This window comes from Halomonas citrativorans (genome assembly GCF_900163645.1).
Classification (GTDB): domain Bacteria; phylum Pseudomonadota; class Gammaproteobacteria; order Pseudomonadales; family Halomonadaceae; genus Vreelandella; species Vreelandella citrativorans.
The window spans coordinates 55,007-71,055 of record NZ_FUKM01000005.1 but is presented as its reverse complement, the minus strand read 5'-3'; the positions used below and the strand labels follow the sequence as shown (position 1 = coordinate 71,055).

Sequence of the window (16,049 nt, the reverse complement as noted above, 5' to 3'; positions counted from 1 at the left end):
GTAGCGGTGACTTATAGGGCAGGGCAGAGGGGATTGATATGCGCGAACGCGGTAGAACACGCAGGTTAATGGGCCTGGGTGCACGCACGGGCGGTGCGCTGCTTAAAACGCGCTTGGGCGGCCAGGCGGATTGGCGTGCGTTAGGTGAGGCGCTGTTCGAAGGGCTTTCCGAGCTTAAAGGCCCAGCAATGAAGCTTGCCCAAATGATGTCGCAGTGGGACGACCTGCTGCCGCCAGATTTAGCCGATGAGCTGGCGCGCTTGCAGCGCCAGGCAGAGCCAATGCCTTGGCCGCGTATCCATGAAGCCTTGGTGCTTCAGTACGGCGATATCCATGAGTATTTTACCGGAATTGAGGAGCGGCCTTTTGCCAGCGCTTCCATGGGTCAGGTGCACAAGGCGGTCACCCTTGAGGGCGAAACGGTGGTGCTGAAAGTGCAGTACCCCGGTTTGGCGGACGTGCTGGAAAGTGATTTAAAACAGGTGCGCCGCATTATCGGGTTGGGGCGTTGGTTCAAGGTACCTCAGGCGCGCCTGGATGCGCTGTTTGAAGAGCTGGCGGCGGGGCTTCGCGATGAGCTGGATTATCAGGCGGAAGCAAATGCCTTGGCGCGGTACCGAGAGCGTTATCAGAGCGATTCGCGAATCATCATACCCAAGCCGCTGTTTGAGCTTTCGGGCCAGCATGTTCTGGCCATGTCTTACGTGCCAGGTACGCCGCTACGTGAGCTGGAAGGCGCCGATGATACAGTGCGCCAGAAGGTAGCCACCACGCTTGCCGACTGGATTACCCAGGAGCTGTTTACCCACGGTGAACTGCATGCTGACCCGCATGCAGGTAATTTTGCGGCAGATGAGCAAGGTCGGCTGATTATTTACGATTTTGGTGCTGTGATTGCTGTGCCCGAAGCACGTATTGAGGCGATGATGCATTTGCTCAGCGCCACGCTTGATCATGACCCCATGGCCATGGATGACGCACTCGTCAATTTGGGCGGCCGCCAAGGCCAAGGCGCACCGTTGGCGCTTTACCGCGAGACTGCTGAAAGTGTCTCTCCACTGTTTGAGCCGGGTGAGCAGGATTTCAGCGATGTGCGCGTGCACCGCCGCCTGCGTGAACTGTCGCCCAAAGTGTGGGCGGCGATGGACCGCTTGCAGCCCCCTGCGGATACGCTGCTACTCTCCCGAGCGCTGAATGGCCACTACTGGAATCTGGTGCGTTTAAAAGCGCGACTGGATATGCACGTACGGACCGCGGCGCTGTTTGAGTGCGTAGCCCGACGATAAAGAGTTTACCGCTGCGGCCATGTGCACCTTCATGGTAAGCTATTGCGCTTTTAAACACAGTGGAGACGGCAATGCTAGCGGTATGGGTCGATCAGCTGCTGGGATTTGCCTCCAGGGCACTCTCGGCAATCAGGCAGCAAGAACACTACCCCGATTTTATGACCTGGGCACGCGATGAGGGCGCCAAGTCATTTAACGGTGATGTCGCCACCGCCCAAGCGCTGGCCCCTATTTTATGGTCACAAACGCCGTTGGCCAGGCTGGATTTTGCCAGTGAACCGCTGGCAACGCCAGGGCGTAACGAGGCGTGCTGGTGCGACTCTGGGCGCAAGTATAAGCAGTGCTGTTATCGCGTTGATTTCCCCACCGACATTCCAGAGCAGATGATGTGGATGTTGTCGCTGCGTGAATGGAAGGGCGCCACGCTGAAGTCTGCATTGGAGAGCCGTCAGGCGCCGCCGCAGGCACTGCTGGAAGCCGGGCTGATTGCCGCAGAAAGCGGCCAAACGGGCCGGGCGATGCAGATTCTAGAGTCACTGTTTGATGGCAGTGACTGGTCGCGGCTGCCAGAGCAGGCCGAGCCCGCCTTTGAAATCCTGCTGGATATCTATCAGGAGCGTGGCTTTACCCGCAAACGGGCAGACCTACTAGATGAAGTGATGGAGCGCGGGCCGCTGTTTTTACGCGGTGTTGCCCTTGAGCGGCTCTGTTTAATGCATTTGGATAATGATGATTTGGACAGCGCCCGGGCAGCCTTTGTCAAAGCCCAGCAGGCCCTGCCTGATTCGCCCACGCTTGCTTATATTGAGGCGATGTTGCTGCTTCATGAAGGCCATGAAGAAGAAGCCAAAGAGCGGGCTAATTTCTGGTATCGGCGCCTGGTGCGCCAGGGTGATCTTGACGAAGAGCAGTTGGATTTTCTTGCAGCACTTGCTGATAACCCCGGGGCGACGCTTGCGGATCAGCTGTTAAGCGCTGAAGAGGACCTGGCCACGCCGCTGGTATCCCTGCAAGCACTGCTTGCTGTACTTCCTACAGCGCCCAAGCTTGATATTAGCACCGACTCGGAAAGCGGGCATTTGCATTATGTGACCACCGCCCGTGAAGCGACCCTGTTCGCCGCTTGGCATGAGCAGTTCCAGGTAATGGTCGATGAAGATGTGGCGCTGGGCTTTCGCGATGACCCGTGGGGCAATGCAGAGGAGTGGATGTCAGCGCTCTGCGCGCACCCTGAGTGGCTGGATGCGCCTCAGGTCGTTCAGGATGTCACCCTCGCGCTTACCAGCCGTTTTGGAAGCCTTCCGTGGATGGCGCCAAGCCTGCTGGAGCCGCTGGCGGTGCGTCTTTCACGTTGGCTGGAACAAGCCCGAGCCGCAGGTAACGGCAGCCTGTGCTGGGATGATGCTGATAATGCCATGCTGCTGCGTACAGGGTTGGCGCTAGTGGTCGGCATGGAGCGCGGTGCACGCCAGCATTCACGAGAGCTGGCTGAAGAGTTGTTATCCATCGACCAGGAAGATAGCCTGGGCCTTAAAGAGTTGGTGCTTGACCAGCTACTGCGCGATGACCGCAACCAGGAAGCGCTGGCACTCACTGAGGAGTCGGAAGACGATGATGGCTCACTGGTGCTTGGGTTACTAATGGGACGCACGTTGGCGCTTTATCGCTTAAACGAGCATGAGGCGGCCGAGGAGGCGCTTGGCGACGTCACCGCTCATAATCGTCACGCGCTTGAGATGATCTGTGCGGAAAAACCGCGCCCAGCGACACCCTATGCCGATGGCCAGGTGGACCCAGGTTCACGTGCTGAGGCGTGGCAGTACCGTACGCTGATGCGTGATCAGTGGCGTACCACGCCAGGTGCGCTTGAGTGGCTGGATAGCCACCGCTAACCCTCTTCTTATGCACGAAAGCTTACTCTTTCCACAGCCGCTCAGCGCGGCTGTGGGGCGGGCACCAACTGCTTGTCACGGCTAATCCAGATAGCCAGCAGAATGGCGGGTAACCCCAGCAGCGTAGCCACTATAAAGAACGTGACATACCCTTGGGCGCTAACCACTAGCCCGCCAAAGCCGCTTAAAAACTTCCCCGGTAGCGTCATCAATGATGAAAACAACGCGTACTGCGTTGCCGTATATGCACGCGATGTGAGCGTAGAGAGAAACGCAATAAACACGGCGCTTGCCAAGCCATTGGCCAGGTTATCGCCGATGATGGTGACCACCAGCATGGGTACCTGATTGCCGATCAATGCAAGTACCGAGAACAGCAAATTGGTGAAGGTGGCGGCAACGGCCCCTAGTATCAGCACCGGCCCAATACCGTAACGTGCGACCAATAACCCGCCCAGAAGACCGCCGCCAATACTCATGGCAATACCGAAGATATTGGTCACATTGGCAATCGTTGCTAGTGAAAAGCCAAGATCGATGTAAAGCGGGTTAGCCATCGACGCCATGGCAAGATCGCTTATTCTAAACACTGCAATGAATACCAGAATGCCGAGCGCTTTTACCCCATAACGACGAAAGAAATCGGTAAAGGGGCATACGATGGCGCCGATAAACCAGGCGCCCATGCGGCGTAGCGCTTTAGGTTGGCCACGGCTAGCGCGAATAAACGCACGTACTTTGGGTTCATGAATTAACTGCACCGAGAGGGACGCCCGCTTGGGCTCGGGGCGAATCAGCACGGTGAGTACACCCACGCCCACCAACGCCGCCATGGTTAAATAGGCCACGTCCCAGGAAATGGATGACGCTACATAGAGCGCCCCGGCGCCTGCGGCCAGCAGGCCACCCCGGTAGCCAATAATGTAGGTAGATGCCATGGCGGCCTGTACGTCGTCATCGGCGGACTCAATGCGGTAGGCATCAATCGCAATATCCTGGGTGGCTGAGCCAAACGCCACCAATAGCGCAAATGCGGCTACCACTCCAAGATTACCTTGGGGATTAACGCCTGCAAGACCCACAAGCCCCGCTGCAATCATCGCTTGGGCCAGCAGCATCCAGCCTCGTCGCTGCCCGAACATGCGTGTGAGGATTGGCAGGGCGAGCCTGTCTACCACGGGTGCCCAGAAAAACTTGATCGAGTAGAGCATTCCTATCCACGCGAAAAAGCCGATGGCGGCGACGTCAATCCCGTCGCTACGTAGCCAGGCAGACAGCGTAGAAAAAACCAGTAAGAACGGTAAGCCAGCGGAAAACCCCAGAAACAGCATGGTAATAACAGGTGCCCTAAAGTAAATCGCCAGCGCGGCTAGCCAGCTACGCCGGGGTAAAGGGGTGGGCATATCGTTCAACTCCAGAAAAGACGTTGGCTTAAGCCAAGTGATAAACTGCATCAATGTTTATGACAATGTCGATAGCTTACCGGAGAGGAGTTTTCCATGTCGATCACGGCACATCAGGTCGTTACGTTGCACTATGTGCTTAGCGATGTTTTAAGCGATAAAAGTGAGCAGGTATTGGATGATTCACGGGCCCGCAATAAGCCCCTTGAGTATCTGCATGGCCACGACAATATCGTGCTTGGGCTTGAGCGGGCATTAGCTGGCCTAAAGGCCGGTGATGAAGTAACGGTGATGCTTTTACCTGAAGAGGCCTATGGCCTGCGCAATGAAGGCCTGGTACAAGAAGTCGGCCGTGGCTCGTTTGGTAACGCCGACTTAACGCCGGGCAGCCGCTTTCAAACCGAAGGCGAGGCCGGGCCGCAAATTGTAACGGTAGTGAGCGTGGCAGGAGACCGAGTTACCGTAGATACCAATCATCCGCTGGCAGGGCGTACGCTGAGCTACCAGGTAAAAATTCTGGAGCAGCGTGAAGCAACGCGGGCTGAACTGGCAAAAGGGCATCCGCTTCCGCCGGGAACCGAGCATGCCAAGGTAGAGGATCGTAAAGTGCTTTAAGTTGAGCTGCGTTAAGCCCGTCTCATCGTGGATGTTTAAAGGCTGTATTAAAATGATTCAAAAAGGTTCGTGGCACCTTCTTAAAATTTGACCCAGATCAGTGACTGATATACTGCGGCTCGATAAGATGATGACCAGTTAGCGCACATAAGCCGCTTTAGACTGGGGAGTCCCAAGCGGTGTGTCAGTGACCAAAATGCGAGTGTTGGCACTCATTTTCTTGGTTAGTAGGCGCGTGGCGACGCCCGTTGTTGATGCAACGTGCCACGAAAGCAAATGCCTGCTAAGCCTTGCGTCAGGGGAGGGGGTTTACTTTAAGAAGTAAACTTCCTTTTTACCGGCCCACTGGGCCGGTTTTTTTTGTCTGCGACATAACGGTGAGTACGTACAAGCGTTGTTAAGCCTGAGCGGTTGTTAAGTCGCGAGGATCACCGCCGTGTTAAGACACGGCGGCGGGACGAGATGCTGCTTTACTGAGCTGTGGGGTGCGCGCTGGCTTTTTCGAGCAGGAAATCGACAATGTCATCTGCTGGAATCATGGTCGCTTCACTGTCACGACGGCCCTTGTATTCAAGCTCGCCGTTATCCAGGCTACGGTCACCAATCACCAAGCGGTGCGGAACGCCCATCAGTTCCAAATCAGCAAACTTAACGCCTGGGCGTGTATCGCGGTCATCAAGCAGTACGTCCAGGCCTGCGGCTGTTAACGCTTGGTAAAGATGCTCTGACTCTTCGCGAACGCGCTGGGATTTATGCGCATTCATGGGCACCAGCGCGACCTGGAAAGGAGCAATTGCGTTAGGCCAAATAATACCGGACTCGTCGTGGTTTTGTTCAATCGCTGCTGCCACCACACGAGTAATGCCAATGCCGTAGCAGCCCATCCACGGATGGCTGGTTTTGCCGTTGTCGCCCAGCACGCTCGCGTTCATGGCTTCAGAGTATTTTTGACCTAGCTGGAACACGTGGCCGACTTCAATGCCGCGCTTGATCGACAGCGTGCCTTCACCATCCGGTGACGGGTCGCCTTCAACCACTTTGCGTAAATCGGCGACCTGGGGCAGGGCAACATCCCGCTCCCAGTTAATGCCAAAGTAGTGCTTGCCATCAATATTCGCGCCCGCGCCAAAGTCACTCATCAAGGCAACGCTGCGGTCAATGATGACCGGCATTTTAAGGCCGATAGGGCCTAGTGAGCCAGGCCCCGCGCCTACAGCAGCACGAATTTCTTCTTCGTTTGCCATGGTGAGCGGCGTCGCTACCTGAGGAAGGTTTTCTGCCTTGACTTCATTAAGCTCGTGGTCGCCGCGCACCAACAGCGTAATCAAACCGCCTTCAGCAGCATGAACCATCAATGTTTTTACGGTTTTTTCGATAGGGAGCTTAAACTGCTCAACCAGTGCTGCGATGGTTTTGGCGTTTGGCGTCTCTACAATGCGCATTTCTTCACTGGGTGCTGCGCGCTGTATATCGCTACCTAACGGTGCCGGTAAGGCTTCGGCTTTTTCCATGTTGGCGGCGTAGTCAGAGGCATTCGAGAACACGATATCGTCTTCGCCGGAGCTTGCCAGTACATGGAATTCGTGAGAGCCGGTGCCACCGATAGAGCCGTTATCCGCAATCACCGGGCGGAAGTCCAGCCCCAAACGGGTAAAGATTCGCGTGTAGGCGTCGTACATGGCCTGGTATGTCTCTTTCAGCGACGCTTCATCCAAATGGAAAGAGTAGGCATCTTTCATGATGAACTCGCGCGAACGCATCACTCCAAAGCGTGGGCGGATCTCATCACGGAATTTGGTTTGGATCTGGTAGAAGTTAACCGGCAGCTGCTTATAGCTTGCTATCTCTTTGCGCACCAGGTCCGTAATGACTTCTTCATGGGTCGGGCCTACGCAGTAGTCACGATCATGGCGGTCTTTTACGCGTAGTAACTCAGGGCCGTACTGCTCCCAGCGACCAGACTCCTGCCATAGTTCTGCCGGCTGAACGGCGGGCATCAGTACTTCCTGACCACCGGCACGGTTCATTTCTTCGCGAACAATCGCTTCTACTTTACGCAGTGTACGCAGACCCAGCGGAAGCCAGGTGTACAGGCCAGAGGTCAGGCGGCGAATCATCCCGGCACGCAACATTAACTGATGGCTAATGACTTCGGCGTCGGCCGGGGTTTCTTTTAACGTAGCGATTAATAATTGGCTGGCGCGCATGGGAGATAACATTCCTTAATAGTATAAAAGCCGCTGGTTTAGCGTTGAATGAGGCTATTGTACGGCTTAGCGGTTAGCGCGGCAAAATAGTGCCGCCAGCATGCCCGTTATCCAGGTGGCTGTTTGTGTTAATATGAACGCGTTTTCACATGTGCTCGCGGGCAGTTTTCCTGTAAAGCTATCTTTTAAAGGTATCTTTTTGCCTGCGCGCTTTTTTGAATTTTTGAGAGAATCTTGATGAAGCAAACTGTACGCCGTTGGTTATCGGGAGCCGTTGTGGGCGCCTCCATTATTGCATTGACTGGTTGCGGTACCCTGTTTCATCCAGAGCGGAAAGGCCAATTAAGCGGCCAAATTGACCCGGTAGTGGCCATTGCCAACGGTGTGGGTCTTCTGTTTTTCATTGTTCCCGGTGTTATTGCCTACGCGGTCGACTTTTCAAATGGCACAATCTATCTGCCCAGCAATAACAGCGCTTCTGTCGATGTTCTACACCTTGATCGTGACTTAAATCTGGCATCACTGGAAAAGTTGTTGTCCGACAAGGCGGGCCAGCCGGTTAGCCTGGAAAGCGAGCTGGTGATGATTGAAGAAATGAGCAACCTTGAAGAAGCGCTGGCAATGGTGCGGATGTCGGGTGTGATGGATGAAGAGCGTCTGGCGACGATGTAACGTTTAAAGGCCTGCATCAACAGACCTTCATTGAAAAAACGAGATCCCATGGGCTGCTCTGTAAGCCTGCTTGGGGATCTCGTTTTTTATTGGTTGTTGGTTATTAGTTATTGATTGGGCGTCGTCAGCTTTAAGGTGATTAAACCCGCGATTAACCCCCAAAATGGCCCAGCAATACCCAGTAGCGTAATGCCTGAACCGGTCAACAAGAAAGTGACGATGGCGGCATCACGATGTCGGCTATCGGCAAAGGCACTGGCTAGCCCGCCTGCCAGTGTGCCAAGCAGGGCGATACCCGCCAGGGCAATCACCAGTACGTTGGGTAGGGCGTTAAACACGCCGGTTACCGTAGCGCCAAAAATCCCCATAATGGTATAAAAAATGCCGGCGGCCATGCCTGCCGTGTAGCGGCGCCGTGGGTCTGCGTGGGCATCAGGGCCTATGCAGACAGCGGCACTGATCGCCGCCATATTGAGCGCAAAGCCACCAAATGGCGCAAGCAGCAGGCTTGCGCCGCCTGTCCAGCTGATAAGCGGTGAGCTGTTTGGCTGATAGCCTGCAGCGCGTAATACCGCCACGCCCGGTAGATTTTGGGTCGCCATGGTAATAATAAAAAGTGGAATACCCACGCCAATCAGGGTCGTTAAGGAAAATGCAGGCGCAGTAAAAACGGGCATGGCCGGGGTGAGTGGAATATCGTTTAAATTGATTTGCCCCTGCACAAATGCAAGCCCAAGCCCGGTGACGAGCACGCCGGGTACCGCAAGGGTGGGCCATAAGCGGCGACCTGCTATCCAGGCGGCCAGCATAACGAGTGGGATTAGCCACTGTGTCTCGATCACGTTAAACAGCCCCAACCCAAAGCGCAGCAGAATGCCGGCCAACATGGCGGCCGCTATCGCGCTTGGTATATAGCGCATTAAACGATCAAACAGCCCCGTTACGCCGCATAGTGTAATAAGCAGCGCTGAGAATAGAAAAGCGCCAATGGCTTCATCAAGCGGAATACCCGGCAAACTAGTGGCCAGAAAGGCGGCGCCTGGCGTCGACCAAGCGGTTAGCAGGGGCATGCGGTAACGCAGCGAAAGCCCGAAGGAGGTAACGCCCATACCCATGCCCAATGCCCAAAGCCAAGAGCTGATTTGCGCTGCGGATGCGCCGCTAGCCTCTGCGGCTTGAAAAATAATCGCTGCTGAACTGGTATAGCCAATGACGACGGCAACAAACCCAGCCGTCACCGTTGATAGGCTAACGTCCCGCCAGGCCGAGTAGTGTGGCCGTGGCGAGGTGGCATGCCCTTCGCTGGATGGCGCCTCCATGGTATCTCCTCGCTAACGCTTATTATTAAATGTGCGTTATAGCGCACAGTTGTGTAGGCTACCACCGTGCGCTATAGCGCACAACGCCATTAAGAAGGCCTTACCCTAAAGAGATATGCGCAGTTTAAGGAACCCTTGCTCATGAGTTTGAGCGGCGATACGTGGCTAAAAAACAGCAGAACATACCGACCCAAAGGGCTGGCGAAGTGAAAGTAATTATCAGCACGGACAGACACTCATCGCGGTGCCGATTAAATGCGTGTGTCGCTTTGACGAGTGAGTCAGTAAACTTCTTTTATGGTGTTAAAGGGGAGCCCTATGGCGAATGAAGTTCACACCATTGCTGAACATATAGCCAGCACGGTTAAGCAGTTACGTAATAAACATGGCTGGAGCCTGGACCGCACGGCGGGTGAAACAGGCGTAAGCAAAGCCATGTTAGGGCAAATTGAGCGCGGTGAGTCGAGCCCGACCGTATCAACGTTGTGGAAAATCGCCAGTGGCTTTCGAGTGTCATTTTCTACCCTATTCGACAGCCAAAAACCGGTTCAGGGCGAGCTACGCCGGGATAGCGGTGAGTCGGTATGGGGAGATGACAGTGCAGGCATGCAGGCACGGCTGATTTTCCCTTATGATCCATTGTTGGGCTTTGAAATGTTCATGATTGAGCTGGCGCCCGGCGCGATCAGCGAGTCAGCGCCGCATGCTGAGGGCGTGGTAGAACATATTGTGGTTGTGGAAGGAGAGATGGAGCTGCGCCTTGATGACCGTTGGCAAACGCTAAAGGTAGGCGAGGGGCTGCGCTTTTTTGCTGACCGCCCCCACGCAATGCGTAATGCCACGGCCACGCGCTTACGCTTTCATGATGTGATTCACTATTTGCCGGGGGCGGCTTCTTCTGCTTGAGTGCGCAGCCAGCTGATCTCTTCAGGCCAGATGTCAGGCTCTACGGTTTCTAAAATCATCGGGATTCCATCAATGCGGGCATCCTGCATGATGGTGGTAAAGGCAGGCAGGCCAATATTGCCTTTTCCCAAACTGTGGTGGCGGTCAACCCGGCTGGCAAACGCACTTTTTGCATCGTTTAAATGCATGCCGCGCAAATACTCAAAGCCTACGATGCTGCCAAGCTCATTTAAGGTTGCCTGTGTCGCTTCGGCGGTTCGTAAATCATACCCCGCCGCAAACGCATGGCAGGTGTCGATACATACGCCAACGCGTGACTTGTCATCAACATGGCGAATGATTTCCGCCAAGTGCTCGAAGTGCCAGCCAAGGTTAGTGCCTTGCCCGGCAGTATTCTCGATAACGGCCGCCACGCCTTGGGTATGTACCAGCGCTTCGTTAACCGATTCCGCAATACGTTTTAAGCAATCCGCCTCGCTGATTTTGTTTAGATGGCTGCCGGGGTGAAAGTTAAGTAGCGTCAGGCCTAGTTGTTCGCAGCGCTGCATTTCATCCAAAAAAGCCGCACGGGATTTCTCAAGCCCCTCGGCTTCCGGGTGCCCCAGGTTAATCAGGTAGCTATCGTGGGGAAGAATTTGCTCTGGGCCAAAGCCATGCTGGCGACAGGCGGCTTTAAAGGCCTCAATTGCCTTATCGGTTAACGGCTTGCCTTTCCACTGGCGCTGGTTTTTAGTGAATAGCGCAAAGGCATTAGCGCCTATTTCCACCGCACGTTGCACGGCCTGGTCGGCTCCGCCCGCTGCGCTAACGTGTGCACCTATGTATTTCATGAACCCCCCTTGTATTTCATGACATCCCCCTGATGACTCTATTTTGAACGCTGGTTATCCAAAAAACGTTTAAAAATAGCAGGTTCGTCGGTAATCACGCTAGCAATACCCCATTCCCAGCGGTTATTAAAAGCGCTTGGGTCATTCGCGGTGTAACACAAAAGTTGATAGCCCGCCTGGTGCATGGCATCGGCCTGGTCGCGCTTTAAACGTGGCCAGTGGGGGTGAATGCTGAACGCATCAACCGCCTCGCAGAGGGCGCGCCACTCCCTGGGCGTGTTGCCAAACAAGACTCCCAGCGCGAGTTCTTCTTTTGGTGCCAATGTGCGGCAGTGTTTAAGTGCATCTACATCAAACGAAGATACAATCAGGCGTTCTGGCGATAGAGCATCGAGCATTTCTGGTAGTACGCGATTAACCAGTTCGATTGGGTCGCGGCCTTTATTGACTTTTATTTCCATATTGACGCCCATCTCCAGCTCATTGAGCAGCGCCAGCATAGCCTCCAGGCTTGCCATTTTTTCATCCGCAAAGGCATCGCCAAACCAACTGCCTACATCCAGAACTTTGGCCTGTGGCCAAGTGAGCGTATTGAGGTTCCCCCGCCCATCAGAGCAACGGTCCACTTCCGCGTCATGCCAAATCACGGGGGTACCGTCGCCCAGTAATTGAACATCCAGCTCAACCCAGCGGGCACCTGCCTCATGCGCGGCTCGTACGGCGGCTAGCGTGTTTTCAGGGGCGGCGGCGGAATAGCCGCGGTGAGCAATTAGGGTAGGGAGGGTAATAGCAGGGTGGGTCATCGCACATCCATAAGGCGTCACAGATTAAGTAAAATCAGTCTAGCATGCGCAAGTGACATCAGCGTGTCAGGTCAATCGCAGCGAATGCCGCTCGCTTAGGACTAACGGCTTGATTTCTGATGCCTAAAGCGTTTGGATAGCCGCTAGCTCGTTTACAAAATGTCTGTTTATCAAAATAGAGTACAAGGAGTTTATATGTCTCAGCGTATCGAGTTTGCCCGTACCGGCGGTTCCGAGGTGCTTGAATTAGCGACGGTTACTCCGGCAGCGCCGAAGTCGGGTGAAGTGCGGGTTGCCAATAAAGCCGTTGGCCTCAACTTTATTGATATTTATTTTCGTACCGGCCTTTACCCAGCACCGTCGCTACCTGCGGGCTTGGGTACCGAAGGCGCGGGGATTGTCGATGCGGTTGGCGAAGGGGTTACTCATCTAAGTGTTGGGGACCGCGTTGCCTATGCGCAAGGCCCGTTAGGCGCTTATGCGGCGCATCATACGCTGCCGGCTGAAAAAGTCGTCAAACTGCCTGACTTTATCGATTTTGAAACCGCCGCGGCGAGCATGCTTAAAGGCTTAACCGTGCAGTATCTGTTACGTCAAACGTATGAACTCAAAGGCGGCGAGACCATCTTGTTCCATGCCGCGGCGGGTGGTGTAGGCTCGATTGCCTGCCAGTGGGCCAAGGCGTTAGGTGTGAAGTTGATTGGTACAGTTAGCTCTAAAGAGAAATCCGACTTGGCTCTGGCAAATGGCGCATGGGCGACCATTAATTACACCGAAGAAGATGTCGTTGAACGCATCCGTGAGCTTACTAACGGCGAAATGTGCGATGTGGTTTATGATTCTGTGGGCAAGGACACGTGGGAAATGTCGTTAAACTGCCTGAAGCCCCGCGCGTTAATGGTCAGCTTCGGTAATGCCTCCGGCCCGGTTGATGGCGTTAATATTGGAATTTTGAATCAGAAAGGGTCGCTATTTGTTACCCGCCCCAGCCTGAACGGTTATGCCGACACGCGCGAGCGTCTGGAAATGATGTGCAAAGATTTCTTTAGCATGATCGAGAGTGGCAAAATCAAAATTGATGTTGCCAACCGCTATCCGCTGGCCGATGCGGGTAAAGCCCAGGATGCACTTCAGAGCCGTAAAACAACCGGTTCAACCGTACTGCTGCCCTGATCGGTAGTGAGTAACAAAAGCCGCAAATGCGGCTTTTGTTGTTTCAGGCTTTTGACGATTTAATCCTTAAACGTTTTATCGCTTAAACAACGGTCTCAAATGCCATATCAAAAAACCGTTGCTCAATTTGGCTGGCTTCTATAAATGGCTGACTAAGCTCAGCAAAATCGCGCGTGGCGCCCACCCGATTAAGCTCATTGCATAAAAAGCCAACCCAGCGAACAAAGTCGGGCTCGTTGTGTAATACGATCCAGTCGCGATGTTCTGCTCGTGTAGGAAGTGGGTCATAAGCGCGCTGAGCCCATTCAAGATAAAGCCACTCTGCCACGACCAGCACGACCAAAATGTAGGCGTAGTCCTGCGACATGCAGGCTTTTTCCATCAAGCTGATAAACGCCTGTGTCGGTTCAGTCAGCTCCGGGGTTTTCCACTGGTATTCGGGAATGTTTAAGGCATTAAACGAATCAATAAAATAGCGGTATTCGCTTCCCGCCAGTACCGATAGCTGACGTGCGTGGGTCAGGCGTGCTTCCGGGTCGTCGGCGACGCAAACGGCAGCACCCAATAAGCGCACAAAGCTATCGCAGAAGCGAAAATCCTGGACCAGATAGCGGGCGAACACAGCATCCTCGACTTCTCCGGCCAGTAACTGGTCAACAAAGCGATGATTAACCGAGGCGTTCCAGTGAGGCTGGGCAGCTTCGCGTAAGCGATGACATAAATCCATAGGATCTCCAGTAGGTTAAAGCCAAACTTCAAAGAAGCATCTTAGCGACTCGCGCAGCCAAGTTCAGCCTTCGCGTCGCACACAAGTAAGCGGCCAGCGATGAGGTAGCACCTTGTCACGTTAAGGCGTTTGCGTACCCTATACGGTTGTATAGATACCGTCTAATGTAGGAAGGTTACCCGACTGTTTACATGGGTTAAGGTTCGGAGAAACAAGTCGGTAGGTAGGGTTAAGCAGGTAGGGTAGTGAGTTCGCCTTGCTCTGATCCAAAAGCGTTACAATGAGGTAGGTGGCATGGCGATGGAAGCAATCGGCTTAGCACCCAGTACACTGATATTCATCGTGCTGGGATTAACGTTGGTAGCGTTCGTATGGGGACGTTTCCGCTATGATTTAGTGGCATTAACGGCGCTTTTTGCATCAGTTATGCTAGGGCTTGTTCCGGCTGATTCAGCGTTTGCCGGGTTTGGTCATCCAGCCGTTATTACGGTGGCTGCCGTACTGGTGTTAAGCCGTGGTTTTGAGCGTTCTGGCGTAGTGGATATTATCTCCAACCAAGTGCTCAAGGTGGGTGACCGGCTGATGCTCCAGCTTTTAGCGCTAGTAGGAACCGTGGTGGTGTTGTCCGGCATTATGAATAATGTGGGGGCGTTAGCGCTATTGCTACCCGTTGCCATGCGGCTTGCCCGCGAACATAACACGTCTCCTTCACTACTTTTAATGCCGCTCGCGTTTGGTTCGTTGTTGGGGGGCTTAACCACCCTGATTGGCACACCGCCCAATATTATTATCTCCAGCTACCGTGGCAGTGTGACCGGAGAAAATTTTGGCATGTTCAGCTTTTCCCCTGTCGGGGTTGCGGTGGCCGTCGTAGGTCTTGCGTTTATCGTGTTAATTGGCTGGCGCTTAACGCCTAAACGCAATGCGAAGTCGTCAGCTGAAGAGATGTTTGATACCGCCAATTATCTGGTAGAGCTTAACGTTACCAAGGACTCTAAAGCCAACGGCTTAACGCTGCCGCAGTTACGCGATGAACTTGAGGAAACCATTCCTGTATTGGCCGTAGTGCGCGATGATAATCGCCGGGCGGGCTACTCCTTTCACGGAATCTTGCAAGAGGGCGATATTTTACTGCTTGAGGCGGGCCCGGATGATCTAAAGCTGCTTGAAGATAAAGTAGGGTTGAGTGCGGTTGCGGAGCCTGAGGAGAAGGATGAAGATGCCTCAAAAGAGGATGAGGGCGAAGCAGACAGCAGTGAGGGCCGGCAGCCGGTGGATACCGAAGGGCTGCAACTGATCGAAGCCGTCGTGCGTAATGATTCGATGATGAATAATCGCAGTGTCCGACAGCTGCGATTAAATCAACAGTTTGGTCTACATCTGGTGGCAGTTGCTCGTGACGGTAGTCGTTTGAAACAGCGCTTGCGAGATATTCGTTTTCAAACCGGCGATGTACTACTGCTTCAGGGCAGCGAGAACGAAATTAGCGATAGCCTTTCTACCTTAGGCTGTTTGCCGTTGGCTAATCGAGAGCTGCAGTTAGGCCAGCCGCGTAAGTTGGTTATCTCAATCGGGATTTTTGCGCTGGCCATTGTCGCGATGTTGCTGGACCTTCTGCCCGCAGCGGTCGCAATGGGCTGTGCCGCGCTTATTTCGCTATTAATTGGGGTATTACCGCTGCGGGATGGCTATCAGGCCATTGATGGCCCTGTGATTGTACTGTTAGCCGCCATGATACCCGTAGGGGAGGCTTTGGAAACCAGCGGTGGGGCTACGATTGTGGCGAATGCCTTGCTTAGCTTTGGCGCGCAGTGGCCCATCTTTATTTCCTTAATCGGCCTTTTCGTGCTCACCATGCTACTTTCAAATGTGGTCAATAATGCCGCCGCCGCATTGTTAATGGCACCGATTTCCGCCAGTTTAGCCCAAGGCTTTAATGCCTCTCTTGATCCGTTTTTAATGGTGGTCGCGGTGAGTGCTTCATGCGCGTTTTTAACCCCCATCGGCCATCAGTCCAATACACTGGTGCTGGGGCCAGGCGGCTATCGGTTTGGTGATTATTGGAAGCTAGGCTTGCCGCTTTCGATCATTGTGCTGGTGGTTGCCCTGCCGGTTATTTTGTGGGTATGGCCGCTGTAAGTAACGACAGCAAGAGATAGTGCTCGGTGGCCCTCCGTTGGCCACCGAGCTTTGTTGAGTTTCGTCGTGTGGATCAG

General features: G+C 54.1%; 13 protein-coding genes. 7 read left to right on the top strand and 6 right to left on the bottom strand.

The genetic code is table 11. The annotated features are described in order from the left end of the window. The first annotated feature begins 38 nt into the window (after positions 1 to 38). Positions 39 to 1,286, top strand: a complete 1,248-nt coding sequence (locus CZ787_RS01905) for an ABC1 kinase family protein (RefSeq protein ID WP_087105638.1) — start codon at positions 39 to 41, stop codon at positions 1,284 to 1,286. Between the two features lie 71 nt (positions 1,287 to 1,357). Further along, positions 1,358 to 3,178, top strand: coding sequence for an SEC-C domain-containing protein (locus tag CZ787_RS01900; protein WP_087105637.1), 1,821 nt, complete (start codon positions 1,358 to 1,360; stop codon positions 3,176 to 3,178). A gap of 41 nt (positions 3,179 to 3,219) precedes the next feature. On the opposite strand, the gene CZ787_RS01895 is transcribed toward CZ787_RS01900, so the two are convergent. Beyond that, positions 3,220 to 4,581 carry an AmpG family muropeptide MFS transporter gene (locus CZ787_RS01895; protein WP_087105636.1) on the bottom strand — a complete coding sequence of 454 codons (1,362 nt, stop codon included), beginning with the start codon at positions 4,579 to 4,581 and terminating at the stop codon, positions 3,220 to 3,222. 96 nt (positions 4,582 to 4,677) lie between these two features. On the opposite strand from CZ787_RS01895, the gene CZ787_RS01890 reads away from it, so the two are divergent. Next, positions 4,678 to 5,196, top strand: coding sequence for an FKBP-type peptidyl-prolyl cis-trans isomerase (locus tag CZ787_RS01890; RefSeq protein WP_087105635.1), 519 nt, complete (start codon positions 4,678 to 4,680; stop codon positions 5,194 to 5,196). A gap of 470 nt (positions 5,197 to 5,666) precedes the next feature. Here CZ787_RS01890 and CZ787_RS01885 read toward each other — a convergent pair whose 3' ends face one another. Next, a complete protein-coding gene (locus CZ787_RS01885; protein ID WP_087105634.1) occupies positions 5,667 to 7,403 on the bottom strand; it encodes a proline--tRNA ligase in 1,737 nt (578 codons plus the stop codon). Between the two features lie 237 nt (positions 7,404 to 7,640). On the opposite strand from CZ787_RS01885, the gene CZ787_RS01880 reads away from it, so the two are divergent. After that, a complete protein-coding gene (locus CZ787_RS01880; protein WP_087105633.1) occupies positions 7,641 to 8,075 on the top strand; it encodes a hypothetical protein in 435 nt (144 codons plus the stop codon). 107 nt (positions 8,076 to 8,182) lie between these two features. On the opposite strand, the gene CZ787_RS01875 is transcribed toward CZ787_RS01880, so the two are convergent. After that, entirely contained in the window at positions 8,183 to 9,394 is a 1,212-nt protein-coding gene (locus tag CZ787_RS01875) for a benzoate/H(+) symporter BenE family transporter (RefSeq protein ID WP_087105632.1), read from the bottom strand. Positions 9,395 to 9,712: 318 nt separating this feature from the next. Between CZ787_RS01875 and CZ787_RS01870 the strand changes: the two genes are divergently transcribed. Beyond that, positions 9,713 to 10,300: a helix-turn-helix domain-containing protein gene (locus CZ787_RS01870; protein WP_087105631.1), complete on the top strand. Its 588-nt coding sequence runs from the start codon at positions 9,713 to 9,715 to the stop codon at positions 10,298 to 10,300. On the opposite strand, the gene nfo is transcribed toward CZ787_RS01870, so the two are convergent. Next, positions 10,270 to 11,130, bottom strand: a complete 861-nt coding sequence (nfo, locus tag CZ787_RS01865) for a deoxyribonuclease IV (protein WP_087105630.1) — start codon at positions 11,128 to 11,130, stop codon at positions 10,270 to 10,272. The genes CZ787_RS01870 and nfo overlap by 31 nt on opposite strands. A gap of 38 nt (positions 11,131 to 11,168) precedes the next feature. Further along, complete coding sequence (locus CZ787_RS01860) at positions 11,169 to 11,933, bottom strand: glycerophosphoryl diester phosphodiesterase (RefSeq protein ID WP_087105629.1); 765 nt, start codon at positions 11,931 to 11,933, stop codon at positions 11,169 to 11,171. A gap of 195 nt (positions 11,934 to 12,128) precedes the next feature. Between CZ787_RS01860 and CZ787_RS01855 the strand changes: the two genes are divergently transcribed. Then, on the top strand, positions 12,129 to 13,106 hold the full coding sequence (locus tag CZ787_RS01855) for an NADPH:quinone reductase (protein ID WP_087105628.1): 978 nt from the start codon (positions 12,129 to 12,131) through the stop codon (positions 13,104 to 13,106). Between the two features lie 82 nt (positions 13,107 to 13,188). Here the strand turns inward: CZ787_RS01855 and CZ787_RS01850 are convergent, their stop codons facing one another. Then, positions 13,189 to 13,833: a TenA family protein gene (locus CZ787_RS01850; RefSeq protein WP_087105627.1), complete on the bottom strand. Its 645-nt coding sequence runs from the start codon at positions 13,831 to 13,833 to the stop codon at positions 13,189 to 13,191. Positions 13,834 to 14,127: 294 nt separating this feature from the next. Between CZ787_RS01850 and CZ787_RS01845 the strand changes: the two genes are divergently transcribed. Further along, positions 14,128 to 15,972 (top strand): SLC13 family permease, encoded by a 1,845-nt coding sequence (locus tag CZ787_RS01845; protein ID WP_087105626.1) that lies wholly within the window; start codon positions 14,128 to 14,130, stop codon positions 15,970 to 15,972. Positions 15,973 to 16,049 lie beyond the last annotated feature (77 nt).